The organism is Legionella sp. 227 (genome assembly GCF_043161935.1).
GTDB classification, from domain to species: Bacteria; Pseudomonadota; Gammaproteobacteria; order Legionellales; family Legionellaceae; genus Legionella; species Legionella sheltonii.
In genome coordinates this window covers 2679090-2694685 of record NZ_CP171154.1, presented here as the reverse complement: position 1 = coordinate 2694685, position 15596 = coordinate 2679090, and the positions used below count along the sequence as shown (strand labels likewise).

Below are 15596 nucleotides of genomic sequence, written 5' to 3'. Positions count from 1 at the left end.
AAATTTAAACCAAAAGGATTGTTTTCTATTTCTTTGTCATTTTTATGGGATAATTTTAACTTATCATGGAAAAACAAAACAAAATTCTTACAGTAACTCAGCTCAACCGACAAGTTAAAAGCTATCTTGAAAATGAACTGGGAATAGTTGACGTTGAAGGAGAAGTTTCTAATTTGAGTAAACCCTCCTCAGGACATTTTTATTTTACCCTAAAAGACAGCAACGCCCAAATCCGTTGTGTTTACTTTAAAAACCGCCATGTCAGTGCGCATAAACTTACCGATGGCCAGCATATAGTTGCCAGTGGAAGATTGAGCCTTTATGAAGCACGTGGCGATTATCAATTGATCGTGGAACAAATTACCGAAGCAGGTCTTGGTGCACTCTATCAACGTTTTGAAGCGTTAAAAAATAAGCTCGCCTTAGAAGGTTTATTTGACACCACAAAAAAGAGACCCATTCCGGTCATGCCTCGTATCATCGGAGTAATCACTTCAACCACTGGGGCTGCAATTCGCGATATACTATCCACTCTTGCTCGCCGATTCCCCTTAGCTAAAGTCATAATCTATCCCAGTGAAGTACAAGGTGCTGGTGCGGCACAACAATTGATTAATGCATTAGAACTGGCGAATAAGGAACAGCGATGTGATGTACTTCTTCTTGCTCGTGGCGGAGGAAGTATTGAAGATCTTTGGGCGTTTAATGACGAGCAATTAGCGCGCCATATTGCAAGGAGCTCAATCCCTGTCGTATCTGGGATAGGGCATGAAACAGATTTTACAATTGCTGACTTTGTATCGGATTACAGGGCAGAAACACCTACCGCTGCCGCTACAGCGGTAACCCCTGATTGTAATGAATTGGTTAAATTATTAAATCACTCTATCTCACGAATGCATGAAGCAACGCATCGTTTTTTGCAAAAATACCAAATTAAACTCCAGCATTTAATCGACAAGATATCATCGCCACAAAAAGCGATTGCTAGTTACTGGCAAACTTCCGATTATCTGGAACGGCAATTAATTGCTCATATGGTGTATCTTATCAAACGAAAAACACATCAATTGCAACTGTGCATCAATCATCTGAATGCTAAAAACCCCAAAACACAAATCAAACAAACCCAGATGCTGTTACAAAAAATTACTTTGCAGTTAATCCAACACATGCAAAATAAAATAAATCAACTTAAATATCAATTAAGAACCCAACTGTCTACCTTGCATGCAGTCAGCCCCTTGGCTACACTGGATAGAGGATATGCAATTGCAACGAAAGAAAATAAGGTTTTGTTTTCCAGTCAGCAAGTAACTATTGGCGACTCAATCGAGATACTCTTGGCACAAGGTAATTTAACTTGCGAAATCACGCAAATCAACGAGTAAAAAGTATCTGCCCAGGAGGGATTCTTGAATTTTGGTGAAAGGTTGGATTTGAACCCTGGTTGCGCGTAAACGATACTGAGGAAACCTAACATACATCCATATGTGGGGCTTCTGATGCTTCTTTTCGCGCCAATGTGCCAAATACTGCCTTTCGGTACATGGGCGTAAACGGATACGTAAAAATGCTTGAAGAATTAAACAATAGTCTGGATTTCATTATAAGCCAAACAAAAAATAACATTCCTATATTGGAAATTATTTTGTTAATACCCTGGCTTTTCTTTTTGGTAAGCCTAGTCTATAGAAAAATATTATTTCTAGGTATCATCCCAAGACATATCCGCGGCCTGCCTGGTATCCTATTTGCCCCACTCCTGCATGCAAATTTCAATCACATTTTTTTTAATTCAATTCCTTTAGTGGTTTTAAGCAATTTCATTTTGATCAACGGACTTAACTATTTTCTAGTGGTTACGGTAATGATTACCATTTTAAGTGGGATTGCTATTTGGTGCTTTGCCAAACCTGGCTTACATGTAGGGGCCAGTGGCCTTATTACCGGTTATTGGGGTTTTTTAGTGAGTAATATCTATCAAAAGGGTACTTTAACTACCATAATCTTGGGAATCATCAGTATCTACTATTTTGCTGGTATTTTTTTTGGTATTTTCCCCAAAGAAAAAGGCATCTCTTGGGAATCCCATTTGTTTGGTCTTCTCGCCGGTTTAGCAGTCAGCTACCTATTTGGACTTTACCCCAATTATTTTCAAGTCATTTCAGACCCAGGTTGGCCAAGATAGTAGAAATGTAAACAGGCCCTATGTTATTCTAAAGAGATAAAAAGAAAAATAACTCGAGAAATCAAGATGCACTCACTTAAAGCTTTTTTCTATGCAAGTATATTATGTATTCTGATCTCACCCGCACATGCGGCCCAAGGAACTAAATTTTATATAGATGGCTGTTGCAGTAATATGGGCGGAATTAGTTATTGTGACTCTTCAGCTGGACGACTTGTTTGTAAAAATGGTTTTTACTCTACATGTTATTGCACACCACATGCTGTAATGGATTTACAACTCTTTCGGGGTTGCTGCTTATGGAAAGGCGGACCTGTAACTACTTATAGCATTACAGGGCTCGTTGTATGTAATGACGGTTCTATATCAGAAGAATGCTCATTGAGACCAGAAGAGAAAATTGCAGCTTGGTAAGCTTCCGATATATACTTCGCGGCTTCTGTTATTCCGTGAAGTATAGCCATCAGGAACTTACATGCTCGATCAGATACAATCTACTATCAATTTATTAAAGAAGCAAAAACCATTAATACTTTGCCTAACCAATTACGTCACCATGGATTTTATGGCGAATAGTCTTTTGGCTTTAGGCGCTGCTCCCCTCATGTCTGAGTCTGAAGCCGAAATTGAAGAATTAACCAATCTTAGTCAAGCTGTATATGTCAACATAGGTACTCTAGATGATGCCTTTATGGAGCGAGCCTTATTTGCAGCTCAAGTTGCACACGCTATAGGTAAACCATTAATTCTAGATCCTGTGGGTGCTGGTGCAAGTAAGCTCCGTACTTCTTCGGCAATGAGATTACTTCCTTATGCCCAAGTTGTTAGAGGGAATGCCAGTGAAATCATCTCATTAGCGGGTTCAAATGGGGCGACAAAGGGGGTTGAAAGCGCTGATCCTGTGACTGGCGCAATCCAAAGTGCTCAAGTGCTGGCGCAATCACAAAAAACAGTTGTGATTAGCGGCCCCGAAGACTTTATAACCAATGGAGTGGATCACAAAATACTGCCATTTGGTTCTAGCTTTATGCCACTGATTACTGGAATGGGTTGTACGATGACTGCCGTTCTTAGCGCATTCATTGCCTGTCATTCTGATTATTTTCAAGCAGCACTGCAAGCAACTGCATATTTTAGTTTATGCGGACAATTGGCTCATGAACAAGTAAAAGGGCCTGCCGCATTCAAACAGGTATTTATCGATAATTTATTTCATCCTGACTGGTCATTAATGTCACAAACAATTGAGAGAGTATCGCAAGATGCACTATAAAGCTTTATCTATAGCAGGATTTGATGGTTCTGGTGGCGCAGGAATTCAAGCAGATCTAAAAACCTTTTCGGCATTTGGATGTTATGGGATGACTGTTCTTACTGCCTTACCAGTACAAAACACCCATGGTGTCAGACGCTGCTACAGTATTCCATTACAAGCCATAGACGATCAGCTTCATGCTCTATTTGATGACATTAAACCCGACAGCATAAAAATTGGTATGCTCTTTAACAGCGAAATCATCGAGTTGGTCTCTTCATTCCTTAAAAAAAGAGCAATAGATATTCCTATTGTTATTGATCCTGTAACTGTTGCTAAAAGTGGTGATCCTTTATTATTACCTGAAGCCGTAAGTTCATTAATAAATCAACTGATGCCACTTGCTACGTTAATTACACCGAATCTTCCGGAAGCGGCTACATTTACAGGGCTGCACGCAAACAATGAAGAAGAAATGTTGGATGTTGGAAACAAATTACTCGATTTTGGTCCTAAATATGTTTTACTCAAAGGGGGACATCTGTCATCTCAGGAGTCGAATGATTTATTAATTGGAACAAATAGAGACGTTCATTGGTTTAGAAGCCCAAGGATTCATTCCAAAAACACTCATGGAACTGGCTGTACCCTTTCCGCTGCAATAACGGCCTGTCTTGCTCAAAACATAGATTTAATTGCATCATGTCGCATTGCAAAGAATTATTTATTCCATGCCATAAACGCAGCAAAAGAGAAAAGTGTTGGCCTTGGAAATGGTCCAGTACATCATTTTTATCATCTTTGGCCGGTACAGTTAGAAGATATTTAGGAACATAGCTTTGATGTGTAGCCGAGATTAGGACAACGAACCCACGTCATCCCCAGTACAAGGAGCGATCTCGAATGGTATCATGGTGTGAACTGCACCTTCTTCATTTTTTTCAATTAATTCGCCAAAACTCAAAGCGCTGAAAAGTATTAATAGGTAGCCTATTGTTGAATAGCAAAATACAGTATCTGAAAAAGATAAGATACAAAAAGAAACCAGCAGACCTAAAAGAAATGGTTTCATTTCATTTAACTGCAACATAGTCGTAAACAATGTGCCTATAAAAATCAGGAAAAGAACCATCCCTACCAAACCAAGTTCGGAAAGGGTCAGCCAATATTGACTATGGGGCTCATTTAGCTTATGCCCCCAAGAAGGAATCGGTTGGTCTTTAACAAAGTTATACTGAAATCCTCCAGTGCCCACTCCTAAAATTGGATGCTTTTCAAATAAAGATTGGGCATATTGATGAAACTGAATTCTAAAACCTAAGGAGGTGTTCGCCTGATTGTTTTGCAAGAGCTTGATTTCATTAATCATTGAAAGAGTTCTATCTTGCATTACGGGACTTAGAACATAAACCAAACAAATTGCCCCAAGAAATATCACCATCCCTAATAGTGCTTTTTTGGGTGTAAATTTTTGTAAGATAACCAGTGACATTAAAATTCCATATGTAACATAGCCTGTTCTTCCAGTATTAATAAATAATATTTGATAACTTCCCACTACAATCATAGGTAAGTAGAAAAACCGCATCCAACCGCTTTTATTATTCTGCAATACTAAAATTAGGGCAAAATAAACTCCTAAAGCAATCATAAAACCCGTAACGATATGATTATAAAAAATATATCCCGGATCTTCTGTGTTGATCGCAAAAAGTTGTATCTCCTTAAGGCATGAAAGAATGCTGGTGAGTAACATCACCAATATATATGAATTCAAAACCCATACCCTTGTCTTTGATTTAACAAACCCCACAGCAAGAATGGGTAAGAAAATGAGTTTAGAATATTTATCAATAACATTATATTGTAAGGAAAATGGAGCTTGAGACCAGAAACAAGCAATAAGGACAAACAAAAACAAAACAAGTGCGGAACGAGCCCATATTGTATTAAATGCGTAAGGTAAAAATTGTCTGTAATAAGGAGTTAATAGCAAAGCAAGCAAGCTTAATATCAATAAAATTGATTTAATGCTGGTGCTTATAGGAATAAAAAAGACCAAGAAAACAAGAAAGGTTGGTGCAATTAAATTAACTTTTCCTTCTAGGAAGCTTCGTATCAAATTAATTCCTCTGTACTTTTTGCCAAAGAGGGCAACTGTTCCATATCAATATCTTGATACAATTGCTTAATGCCACGATAAAATGTTCCTTGTGCATTAAATACTGCAAATAAAAAACCTATTCTGCCATCCAAAAAACCACATTGCAAGATATAACACCGGAGGAACATCCATGAAGTGCTGGCCATCGTTTTTATAAAACTGGGGGTTCTTTTCTTTTGAATATATGTTTTTGCACTATAGGATGAATATTTATTCATTTTATATAAAACATGACTGACGTCTTTAAAGGAGTGGTGCTTAATGGGGCTTTTAATTTTACCTATTCGTGTACCCTCTGGAAGTACTATTTTTTCATGGACAATATCATCACTAAAATGTGCATTCGCTCGTTTAAAAAGACGAATATGACGCTTAGGGCTAGAAGAATACTTTAGGGGTTTATTATAAAAATGCATTTGAATTGCTATTCTAAAAGCATCTGCTGAATTAGACGCCATAGATTCCATGATTTCTCGTTGCAATTCCTCGCTGACTGATTCATCAGCATCAAGATTCAATACCCAGTCACTCCGAGCTTTTGATAAGGCTCTCTGTTTTTGAGCACCATAACCAGGCCAATCAGTAGAGAAAACATGTTCCGTATATTCTTTGGCAATGGCTACTGTTTTATCGGTGCTTCCCGAATCCAGGACAATTATTTCATCAGCAAATCGAACGGATTCGAGACACCTTCTGATATTCCTCTCTTCATTTTTGGTTATTATTGTTACAGTCAACGTCATTTAAAAAACGCCCTCTCTATGATCATGACTATCAAAATGTAATTTACCATCTTTAACTTTTAAGGTTACATGACCACCGTGCATCAACTTACCGAATAAAAGCTCATCAGCCAGAGGTTTTTTAACATTTTCTTGAATCAATCTGGCCATTGGACGAGCGCCCATGACTTTGTCATAGCCATGTTCAATAAGCCATTCACGAGCCATTTTATCGACGTTAAAGGTAACCCCTTTATGACTTAACTGTTCATCCAACTCCATAATAAACTTATCAACTACAAGACCAATCGTGATTGCATCCAATGGAGCAAAATTAATGATGGCATCGAGTCTGTTTCTGAATTCAGGACTAAATTGTTTTTTAATCACCTCTAGGCCATCATTGCTGTTGTCTTGTTGTGAAAAACCGATAGAGTTTCGTACTAATTCTCCGGCGCCAGCATTTGAGGTCATTACCAAAATGATATGCCTAAAATCGGCTTGACGACCATTAGTATCGGTTAAAGTGCCATGGTCCATAATTTGTAACAGCAAGTTAAATACATCTGGATGGGCCTTTTCGATTTCATCAAGCAACAGTACCGCATGAGGATTTTTAGTCACGGCTTCTGTCAACAACCCCCCTTGATCATAACCAACGTATCCTGGAGGTGCACCAATTAAACGTGAAACAGTATGCTTTTCCATGTATTCAGACATATCAAAACGAAGTAATTCGATGCCTAAAACATTAGCCAATTGTCGCGTTACCTCTGTTTTCCCAACACCTGTTGGTCCAGCGAATAAGAAACAACCTACTGGTTTTTGTGGATCTCTCAGACCTGAACGACCTAATTTAATCGCAGAGGCTAATGCAGTAATTGCTTGATCTTGTCCATATACGAGAAGCTTCAAATCACGTTCCAAATTACGTAAAGTATCTTTATCACGAGCAGAAACTTTCTTAATAGGAATACGTGCAATTTTTGCAACAACACTTTCAATTTCGGTAACACTAATTATTTTTTTACGTTTGCTTGCTGTTAATAAATTTTGATAAGCACCAGCCTCATCAACAACATCGATCGCTTTATCAGGCAAAAATCGGTCATTAATGTATTTTGCAGACAGTTCAGCAGCAGCTTTTAAGGCAGGAATAGTGAATTTCACACCATGATGCTCTTCCAAGCGCCCTTTTAATCCTTTCAATATTTCAAAAGTTTCGTCTACTGTAGGCTCAGGAATATCTATTTTTTGGAAACGTCTTGCTAAGGCCCTGTCTTTTTCAAAGATACCTCGGTATTCCTGATAGGTTGTTGAACCTATGCATTTTAACTCGCCATTTGCAAGTAATGGTTTAATAAGGTTTGATGCATCCATGACACCACCTGATGCGGCACCAGCACCAATTATAGTATGAATTTCATCAATAAATAGAACAGCCCCTTCCTGTTGTCCTAATTGCTTTAACACTGCTTTTAATCGCTTTTCAAAATCCCCACGATACTTAGTACCTGCAAGTAACGCACCCAAATCAAGTGAATAGACAATACAATCACGGATCGCATCAGGTATTTCACCATCCACGATACGACGTGCCAATCCCTCCGCAATTGCGGTTTTACCCACCCCTGCTTCACCAACGAGCAAAGGATTATTTTTTCTGCGACGACACAATACCTGAATGGTACGTTGTATTTCTTCATGACGTCCGATTAAAGGGTCAATTTTTCCTTGTTTCGCACGTCTATTGAGGTTTGTACAATAACTTTCTAAAGGTGATTCATTGCCTTCTGATGAACTCATATCATCTTCCATAGAGTTCATGTTCTCATGCATATCATTGTTTTGATACTTAGAAACACCATGAGAAATATAGTTAATCACATCGAGTCGTGTGATATTCTCACGGCGTAAAAAATAAACTGCCTGACTTTCTTGTTCACTAAAAATTGCTGCTAGAACGTTAGCCCCTGTTACCTCAGTTTTTCCTGCAGATTGAACATGAAATACTGCGCGTTGCAATACACGTTGAAAACCTAAGGTAGGCTGAGTTTCCCTATCTAATTCATCCTCAGGGATCCTAGGAGTAGTTTCATCAATGAATTCAATTAAATCACGGCGTAGGGCTTCAATATTTGCATCACATGCTTGCAATACACTTCCTGCCGCTGGGTTATCAAGCAATGACAACAACAAATGCTCAACGGTCATAAATTCATGACGTTTCTCTTTTGCTTCCTTGAAAGCTAAATTCAAGGTGAATTCAAGTTCTTTATTTAACATTGTCGTTGCTCCTCTTCAGCCCACAGCAATTTACTCGGGTTCCATGCTCGATAGCAATGGGTGCTGATTCATTCTGGCGTACTCATTTACCAGAGCTACTTTTGTTTCTGCTATATCTCGTGTAAATACCCCACACACGCCTTTTCCTTGGATATGAACCTGTAACATCACCTGAACTGCAATTTCTTCATTAAGATGAAAAAAATGCTTCAGTACATCAACTACAAAATCCATAGGTGTATAATCATCATTGAGCAACACCACCTTGTACTTTCTAGGCACTCTATTCTCTGTGCTCTGTTCCGGCTCAGCGACTTTATGCCTTACAATTTCCTCTAGATTTTGCCCAGTCATAATATACAACCTCTATATTATTTTTATAGACTCACTATGCACTTTTGGCCAGTAAAATCAGTTATTTTTAACGAAAAAATTAGTCTTTGAAATAATCAAAAACATATTGGTTAGATAGCATTCATTAATGCTATAAACTGAAAAAGATATACATTGTAGCCTAGGTAAAGCAAAGTGAATCTTAGGAGCCCCTCTTCGTCCTCCCTTAAATTACTCTGCAATTCACCTCGGCTATTGGATATCCATTCAATTTACATATGCTTAATTATCTCATCTCCAAAACCAGAACTACTAACTAAAGTAGCACCGATCATACCACGCTCAAAGTCATAAGTTACAGTTTTGGCTGCTATAGCACCTTGCATGCCTTTGATAATTAAATCAGCAGCTTCATTCCATCCCATATGACGGAGCATCATTTCAGCAGAAAGAATAATTGAACCTGGATTTACCTTATTCTTTCCTGCATATTTGGGTGCTGTTCCATGAGTTGCTTCAAATACAGCAACTTCATCACTGATATTTGCTCCAGGAGCAATACCGATACCCCCTACTTGAGCAGCCAAAGCGTCAGAAATGTAATCACCGTTCAAATTAAGTGTCGCTATTACGCTGTAATCTTCTGGTCTTAAAAGAATTTGTTGCAGGAACGCATCAGCAATTACATCATTAATGATGATTTGCTTACCTGTTTTAGGATTCTTGATTTCCAACCAGGGACCGCCTTCATATTCTTTAGCACCAAAAACATCACGTGCCACTTGATAACCCCAATCTTTAAATGCACCTTCGGTAAATTTCATAATATTGCCTTTATGAACTAAAGTTACCGTATGGCGATCATTATCAATCGCATATTGGATTGCGGCTCTTACTAATCGTGTAGTCCCAGCCTTAGAAACGGGTTTAATACCTATTCCGCAGTGCTCAGGAAAACGGATTTTTTTAACTCCCATATCCTTCATCAAGAATTCAATCACTTTTTTCGCTTCAGGAGTATCCGCTTGCCATTCAATACCGGCATAAATGTCTTCTGAATTTTCCCTAAAAATAACCATATCTGTTTTTTCTGGTTCTTTTAGTGGACTTGGAACACCTGTGAAATAACGAATTGGTCGTAAACACGTATAGAGATCCATTTCTTGGCGAATTGCCACGTTGAGTGAACGAATTCCACCACCAACTGGAGTCGTCAATGGGCCTTTAATTGAAACAACATATTTTTTCATCGCATCTAAGGTTTCTTTAGGCAACCATTGATCAGAACCATACACTTGAGTTGCTTTTTCACCGGCATAAACTTCCATCCAAGCAATTTTTCTCTTATCGCCGTATGCTTTAGCGACTGCAGCATCAACGACTCGAATCATGGGGGGTGTTACATCAACACCAATACCATCACCCTCAATAAAAGGGATAATAGGATTATTAGGGACACGAAGTGACAGATCCTCAGCAACAGTAATAGCTTCACCTTGTGAAGGCACTTTGATTTTATCGTATGTCATTGACAACTCCGTAAAATTAGAGAAAAGGCAATGATAGCATGTGATAACTTGGAATCCCAAGTATCATTTCTATTAAATTACTTCACTTGGATGCTTACTAAGCAGACTGAATTAAATACCTAGCATTTTACGCGCCAATCTGATGTCGGATTTAAAATTTATGATGAAAAATGTAAACGTAGCTTAGCTACCTATAGCTTTTCTGACTGAGCGACATTGAAAGATGAAAAAGAAATGCTAGCTATTTAATTCTGCCAGCTTATGCATGTTGCAACATTTTAATTTGCTCGATCAGCTGATCATATCCTGCTTCAACGTTGATATAATCATTTTTTGATAAATATATAGACAAAGATCCATCATCTGTTGCGGCAGGTTTTTGTAAAACTCCATTATACCCTTTGCTTTTTAAACGAAGAAAATCATTGATTTTGGTGACTAAATAAAAATTACGAAAGTAATTTTCAGGAGTCATATGAATTGCCTGCGCATCATTTTCTAATGTCTTCCCTGGCAGATAATCCTTAAGTGAATAAGTTGAATTGTTATGAACAGCAACTACTTTGCCTTTTGGCAACAATTGTTTGATTTTAGTTGCCAGTTTATTTACTTCCTGATGCGCCTGGGGATTATATTGGCCAAACTGCGATAAGGTTTTCTTAATCCCGTTATCTGTAAAAATACGATTGGGATCAAACTCATAACGTTGGTTATTTAAATGAAATACGATATTACGACCTCCAGAATGGACCAAAGCAATAAGGCTCCCCCCTTCCTTTTGAATTACTGTTTGGGCTGCTTTTAAAGCCGTTTGTTCGTTATGATGCAAATGGATATAAGTTTTTCCTTTGCCTACTAAATGCTTAATTTCTACTTTCTCATCCCCAACCATAACAATATGATTCATCGCATAGGCAAATTGACAAAAGAAAAGCGAAACAAGTATCGAGTATTTCATCTACGATATACACCCAGACATAATTTTTACAATGCTGGATATTGTACAAGAATTAACCTATAAAAACAATGAATTGGGTAAAGGAATTGCTCAGCATATTGAAAACACCTACTATAAGGCCACTTTACCTTTTTGATAATATCGAATGCCTGAAATAATATTGTTCAACAAGCCCTATGGTATCGTCAGCCAATTTTCTGGAGATAATCCAGAACATACACTAGCTGCTTTTATTCATAAGCCCCATTTTTACGCAGCAGGCCGATTAGATAAAAATAGTGAAGGATTGTTATTATTAACAAACGATGGCTCATTGCAACACCAATTAACTCATCCTAAATTTGAAAAAAGAAAATACTATTGGGTTCAAGTAGAAGGCATACCCTCTAAAGCAGATTTGGAACCACTTAAAAAAGGCTTGGTCCTTAAAGAGATTACATTTTTACCTGCTGAAGTAAAATTTATAGACGAACCGCGGTTATGGCCTCGTAATCCGCCAATTCGCTTCAGACAGAATATTCCTACCTGCTGGCTAGAAATCATTTTAAAAGAAGGTAAAAATCATCAGGTTCGCAAAATGACCGCAGCAATTGGGTTTCCCACTTTAAGATTAGTACGACATCAAATTGGTAATTGGAAATTAGAGGATTTACAACCTGGTGAATACCGAACAATACAGCACCATTTCAAATAACCCAACCCCCATCACGAGTGCGGCGGTGAGCGCCATCGGCATACGGTGCTACAGCATCGAAATCCCTCACTAAGCCCGGGAATGAGGATTCAGCGATAAACCAATCGTTTCAGCAAAGTATCTTCTCCAAGTAAGCGAATCCACGGCCAGAGAAACATACCCACCAAAGCACTCGCTACGGGTGTAAATAAGCTGTAATTGAAACCAAGTAGCGCGGTGATTAAAGAAATAATAGATTGATATAAAAGACAAAAGAATCCAATTAAAAAAATTTGTTGCATCATTGAAAAAAACTGAAACCGCCGCGATTTGCTGGAAGCAATCCAGGTGACCAAAAGTAAAGCAAATGAATGTTCCCCAATTACTGTGGCGAGTAACACGTCTAATAACAATCCAACAAACAATAATGTAGTCAGTCTAAAATTACCTGGCAAAAAATATTCTATATAAAGTACAAGCAACAAAACCCAAGGAGGTCGAAAAGCAGAAATTAATTCCGGCATAGGTAATATGGATAAAAGAAGAGCTATAATAAATGCCAAGCACAACCGTATGCGAAGATTTCTCATCACATGGTCTCCTTGGCATTTAATCGCTCATTAATTTGTTCATTCAATAGCTCTTGTTCCGCATCAGGCCAGATCAGTAATACAAGTCGGTTACGATTGAGCAGCGCGACGGATTTGACTTTCACTTTCACAAAATCTTCGCCAGGAATACTGTTCACTTCTTCCACGAATCCTACAGGATAACCTTCTGGATAATGTCTGTCTAAACCGGAGGTGACTAATACATCGCCAGGATGAATTGACGACGTTTTTGGTAAATTAATTAGGGATAATTTCTCTATATCATTTGTTCCAACAAGAATGGCCCGCTCCCCAGTACGATTGTTTCGCACAGGCACTGCACTTTTAGAGTCAGAAATAAGCAAGACTGTACTGGTTATAGGACCAACATCAACAATTTGCCCCATAACACCTTTTGCATCCAAAACAGGTTGCCCTACATATGCTCCATCACGCTTTCCTTTATTTAAAACAACTACTTGACGTGAATTGCTGGTATCCACAGCAAGAATTTGTGCCGCCATTGCACGCATATCCGCCTGTGACGAGGTAAGGAGTAATTCTTTTAGTTGCGAATTTTCCTTTTGGATTACCGTTAATTTTTGTAACTCTGCTTCCAACATAGTTTGTTGGTATCGCAATTGCATATTTTCGGCAATTAATGCTTTTTTCGCACTGACAAGTGACTGTACCCAACCAATTACGCGTACAGGATAATCTACTGCATATTGTAAGGGGGCAACAATAAAGGAAAAACCGCTTCGCACACTATCTAAATAACGATAATGATAATCAGAGAACATTAAGAAAACAGAAAAGACAAGAGCGAGTACAAATCCTATAGAACTGTACCCGCCCCTGCTAAATAATCTGTTATATGTATTATTCTGTTGAGAGGAAATCACCGCCACGCAAGTCCATGGTTTCTAAAGCTTTACCACCACCACGTGCTACACAGGTTAGCGGATCTTCAGCAATTAATACAGGTAAGCCAGTTTCTTCCATCAGCAGAGTATCTATGTTTTTCAACAGAGCTCCGCCTCCAGTTAGAACCATACCACGTTCAGCAATATCAGCTGCTAATTCAGGTGGAGCCAATTCTAACGCTGCCCTCACAGCACCAACAATGCCAGATAAAGGCTCTTGCAGTGCTTCTAAAATTTCTGCACTGGTTAGAATGAAACTACGAGGAACGCCTTCAGCGAGATTTCTTCCACGAACCTCTATCTCAAATAAATCACGACTTGGGAACGCTGAGCCAATTTCATGTTTAATACGTTCTGCGGTAGTTTCACCAATAAGTGTTCCGTAGTTACGACGAACATAAGATACAATAGCATCATCAAACTTATCGCCGCCTATGCGAACAGACTGGTGATAGACAATTCCACTTAAAGAAATAATAGCGACTTCAGTGGTACCACCACCTATATCCACAACCATAGAACCACTGGCCTCTTCTACGGGCATTCCAGATCCTAAAGCAGCCGCCATAGGTTCTTCAATAAGAAATACTTCACGAGCTCCAGCACCCATTGCGGATTCACGAATTGCACGACGTTCAACTTGCGTAGATCCACAAGGAACACAAACCAGAACACGTGGGCTTGGTCTTAAGAATTTATTTTCATGTACTTTATGTATAAAGTGCTGCAACATTTTCTCAGTAACAAAAAAGTCAGCAATCACACCATCTTTCATTGGTCTAATCGCATTAATGTTGCCTGGAGTCCTTCCCAGCATTCGCTTCGCTTCAAGACCAACAGCTGCAACTCGTTTTTGTCCTGATTCATTACGCAAAGCAACTACGGAGGGTTCATTTAAAACAATCCCTTTATCTCTTACATAAATCAATGTATTGGCTGTTCCCAAATCGATTGATAAATCATTGGAAAACACACCCCTTAATTTTCTGAACATAAGCCGCAATATCCTGTTCTTTTTTTTGTGCGCTACTTTATCCTAAATTTGGATAAAAATCGACAGTTCTTATACAACAATTTTAAATTAAAGAGTGAATTTTTATACATGCAGATAATTTTGTGTTTTCGAACTGAAAACGCGAATGCAAAAAAAAGCTTTTAATACTGTTTATGAATCATAGAGTACTCTACTTTGCTCGATGCATACTTATTTTTTAGCCGTACCCGCTTGAATGTTTAACCCGATCCCCGAGTTACGGCTGCCCTCACCCAAGCTGATTGAAGTGTGATAACCTCATTAGTCTAAGTGCAACGCCGCGAAACCCGGGATATAGTTTGATTTTTTATAGGTCGGACATAACACTTACAACAGCGACCTAAAATAACTTGTTTATGATTTATTCTATTTTATTAATAACAAATACTTGATTTAATTTATCTCGATTTGTAGTCATAAATCGCTGCCCCAAGCCCTTCACATCGGCAAGTTCTTCCAATGATTTAAATCCATGATGACTTTTCCGATAGGCGATAATTGCTTCAGCGCGTTTTTTGCCTATACCCTTTACAGAACCAGTAAGTGTTGATAAATCTGCGGTGTTAAGATCAATCTTATGAATGACTATAGGGGGCTTTTTTTTCACGGAAGACTCTTTAGTGATGACTGCATGAGCAGAAAGAGTGATTACAGATAATGACAATGCAGTAGCAATAAATTTTGCTCTCATAATTTTCTCCTAATTGTTGGACTAAGTGGCTCGTTCCAGAGCCGGCAGAAGTATCCCAAGATTTTGGCGCACTGTCGAGTGTTTTTTTTAATTTTTTGCTTAAAGTTCAATGAGTAACAAAAAATTTGTCCTGATTCTTAACGGATGCATCCGTCCCCTTCTGCCATCTCGAAGCCTCACCATATCGAGCGTAGCGATGGATGACATCGTGGCTCGAAATGACGAGAAGGGAGGAGCGAAATGAA

Annotated in this window: 16 protein-coding genes; 6 read left to right on the top strand and 10 right to left on the bottom strand. The window is 38.6% G+C overall.

The genetic code is table 11. The annotated features are described in order from the left end of the window. Window positions 1–65: 65 nt before the first annotated feature. The 5 genes from xseA to thiD all read left to right on the top strand — a co-directional run bounded on the left by xseA (window position 66) and on the right by thiD (window position 4275). Window positions 66–1391, top strand: a complete 1326-nt coding sequence (gene xseA / locus ACF8MK_RS11690; RefSeq protein WP_392536811.1) for an exodeoxyribonuclease VII large subunit — start codon at window positions 66–68, stop codon at window positions 1389–1391. Between the two features lie 182 nt (window positions 1392–1573). After that, on the top strand, window positions 1574–2191 hold the full coding sequence (locus ACF8MK_RS11685) for a rhomboid family intramembrane serine protease (RefSeq protein WP_392536810.1): 618 nt from the start codon (window positions 1574–1576) through the stop codon (window positions 2189–2191). 66 nt (window positions 2192–2257) lie between these two features. Further along, the gene (locus tag ACF8MK_RS11680) at window positions 2258–2605 is read left to right on the top strand and encodes a neurogenic locus notch (protein ID WP_392536809.1); all 348 of its coding nucleotides are present in this window, start codon (window positions 2258–2260) and stop codon (window positions 2603–2605) included. 61 nt (window positions 2606–2666) lie between these two features. After that, window positions 2667–3464 carry a hydroxyethylthiazole kinase gene (thiM, locus tag ACF8MK_RS11675; protein WP_392536808.1) on the top strand — a complete coding sequence of 266 codons (798 nt, stop codon included), beginning with the start codon at window positions 2667–2669 and terminating at the stop codon, window positions 3462–3464. Beyond that, on the top strand, window positions 3454–4275 hold the full coding sequence (gene thiD, locus ACF8MK_RS11670) for a bifunctional hydroxymethylpyrimidine kinase/phosphomethylpyrimidine kinase (RefSeq protein ID WP_392536807.1): 822 nt from the start codon (window positions 3454–3456) through the stop codon (window positions 4273–4275). The genes thiM and thiD overlap by 11 nt, the downstream gene beginning before the upstream one ends. Before the next feature lie 27 nt (window positions 4276–4302). On the opposite strand, the gene ACF8MK_RS11665 is transcribed toward thiD, so the two are convergent. The 6 genes from ACF8MK_RS11665 to ACF8MK_RS11640 all read right to left on the bottom strand — a co-directional run bounded on the left by ACF8MK_RS11665 (window position 4303) and on the right by ACF8MK_RS11640 (window position 11438). Continuing rightward, window positions 4303–5568 (bottom strand): O-antigen ligase family protein, encoded by a 1266-nt coding sequence (locus ACF8MK_RS11665; protein ID WP_392536806.1) that lies wholly within the window; start codon window positions 5566–5568, stop codon window positions 4303–4305. Beyond that, window positions 5565–6353, bottom strand: coding sequence for a glycosyltransferase family 2 protein (locus ACF8MK_RS11660; RefSeq protein ID WP_392536805.1), 789 nt, complete (start codon window positions 6351–6353; stop codon window positions 5565–5567). The genes ACF8MK_RS11665 and ACF8MK_RS11660 overlap by 4 nt, the downstream gene beginning before the upstream one ends. Beyond that, on the bottom strand, window positions 6354–8618 hold the full coding sequence (gene clpA, locus ACF8MK_RS11655) for an ATP-dependent Clp protease ATP-binding subunit ClpA (protein WP_265704600.1): 2265 nt from the start codon (window positions 8616–8618) through the stop codon (window positions 6354–6356). It lies immediately after the preceding gene. Window positions 8619–8648: 30 nt separating this feature from the next. Further along, the gene (clpS, locus tag ACF8MK_RS11650) at window positions 8649–8972 is read right to left on the bottom strand and encodes an ATP-dependent Clp protease adapter ClpS (protein WP_392536804.1); all 324 of its coding nucleotides are present in this window, start codon (window positions 8970–8972) and stop codon (window positions 8649–8651) included. Window positions 8973–9223: 251 nt separating this feature from the next. Beyond that, window positions 9224–10480, bottom strand: coding sequence for an NADP-dependent isocitrate dehydrogenase (gene icd, locus ACF8MK_RS11645; RefSeq protein ID WP_392536803.1), 1257 nt, complete (start codon window positions 10478–10480; stop codon window positions 9224–9226). 259 nt (window positions 10481–10739) lie between these two features. Beyond that, window positions 10740–11438 carry a protein tyrosine phosphatase gene (locus ACF8MK_RS11640; protein WP_392536802.1) on the bottom strand — a complete coding sequence of 233 codons (699 nt, stop codon included), beginning with the start codon at window positions 11436–11438 and terminating at the stop codon, window positions 10740–10742. A 145-nt stretch (window positions 11439–11583) separates the two neighbouring features. Here ACF8MK_RS11640 and ACF8MK_RS11635 point away from each other — a divergent pair, with 145 nt between their 5' ends. Further along, complete coding sequence (locus ACF8MK_RS11635; protein ID WP_265704596.1) at window positions 11584–12132, top strand: pseudouridine synthase; 549 nt, start codon at window positions 11584–11586, stop codon at window positions 12130–12132. 89 nt (window positions 12133–12221) lie between these two features. Here the strand turns inward: ACF8MK_RS11635 and mreD are convergent, their stop codons facing one another. The 4 genes from mreD to ACF8MK_RS11615 form a co-directional block, all read right to left on the bottom strand. After that, window positions 12222–12701, bottom strand: coding sequence for a rod shape-determining protein MreD (mreD, locus tag ACF8MK_RS11630; RefSeq protein ID WP_265704691.1), 480 nt, complete (start codon window positions 12699–12701; stop codon window positions 12222–12224). After that, window positions 12701–13606, bottom strand: a complete 906-nt coding sequence (gene mreC, locus ACF8MK_RS11625) for a rod shape-determining protein MreC (protein WP_265704690.1) — start codon at window positions 13604–13606, stop codon at window positions 12701–12703. Before mreC ends, mreD begins: the two co-directional genes overlap by 1 nt. After that, on the bottom strand, window positions 13584–14621 hold the full coding sequence (locus tag ACF8MK_RS11620) for a rod shape-determining protein (RefSeq protein WP_003636696.1): 1038 nt from the start codon (window positions 14619–14621) through the stop codon (window positions 13584–13586). The genes mreC and ACF8MK_RS11620 overlap by 23 nt, the downstream gene beginning before the upstream one ends. Window positions 14622–15021: 400 nt before the next feature. After that, the gene (locus ACF8MK_RS11615) at window positions 15022–15351 is read right to left on the bottom strand and encodes a ComEA family DNA-binding protein (protein ID WP_392536801.1); all 330 of its coding nucleotides are present in this window, start codon (window positions 15349–15351) and stop codon (window positions 15022–15024) included. Window positions 15352–15596 lie beyond the last annotated feature (245 nt).

What these genes read in the sequence shown, in the direction of transcription:
- ACF8MK_RS11640 (WP_392536802.1), bottom strand. Translation starts at nt 11,438, where the DNA reads ATGAAATACTCGATACTTGTTTCGCTTTTCTTTTGTCAATTTGCCTAT.
- clpS (WP_392536804.1), bottom strand. Translation starts at nt 8,972, where the DNA reads ATGACTGGGCAAAATCTAGAGGAAATTGTAAGGCATAAAGTCGCTGAG.
- ACF8MK_RS11660 (WP_392536805.1), bottom strand. Translation starts at nt 6,353, where the DNA reads ATGACGTTGACTGTAACAATAATAACCAAAAATGAAGAGAGGAATATC.
- ACF8MK_RS11680 (WP_392536809.1), top strand. Translation starts at nt 2,258, where the DNA reads ATGCACTCACTTAAAGCTTTTTTCTATGCAAGTATATTATGTATTCTG.
- thiD (WP_392536807.1), top strand. Translation starts at nt 3,454, where the DNA reads ATGCACTATAAAGCTTTATCTATAGCAGGATTTGATGGTTCTGGTGGC.
- mreD (WP_265704691.1), bottom strand. Translation starts at nt 12,701, where the DNA reads ATGAGAAATCTTCGCATACGGTTGTGCTTGGCATTTATTATAGCTCTT.
- thiM (WP_392536808.1), top strand. Translation starts at nt 2,667, where the DNA reads ATGCTCGATCAGATACAATCTACTATCAATTTATTAAAGAAGCAAAAA.
- ACF8MK_RS11620 (WP_003636696.1), bottom strand. Translation starts at nt 14,621, where the DNA reads ATGTTCAGAAAATTAAGGGGTGTGTTTTCCAATGATTTATCAATCGAT.
- ACF8MK_RS11685 (WP_392536810.1), top strand. Translation starts at nt 1,574, where the DNA reads ATGCTTGAAGAATTAAACAATAGTCTGGATTTCATTATAAGCCAAACA.
- icd (WP_392536803.1), bottom strand. Translation starts at nt 10,480, where the DNA reads ATGACATACGATAAAATCAAAGTGCCTTCACAAGGTGAAGCTATTACT.
- xseA (WP_392536811.1), top strand. Translation starts at nt 66, where the DNA reads ATGGAAAAACAAAACAAAATTCTTACAGTAACTCAGCTCAACCGACAA.
- clpA (WP_265704600.1), bottom strand. Translation starts at nt 8,618, where the DNA reads ATGTTAAATAAAGAACTTGAATTCACCTTGAATTTAGCTTTCAAGGAA.
- ACF8MK_RS11635 (WP_265704596.1), top strand. Translation starts at nt 11,584, where the DNA reads ATGCCTGAAATAATATTGTTCAACAAGCCCTATGGTATCGTCAGCCAA.
- ACF8MK_RS11615 (WP_392536801.1), bottom strand. Translation starts at nt 15,351, where the DNA reads ATGAGAGCAAAATTTATTGCTACTGCATTGTCATTATCTGTAATCACT.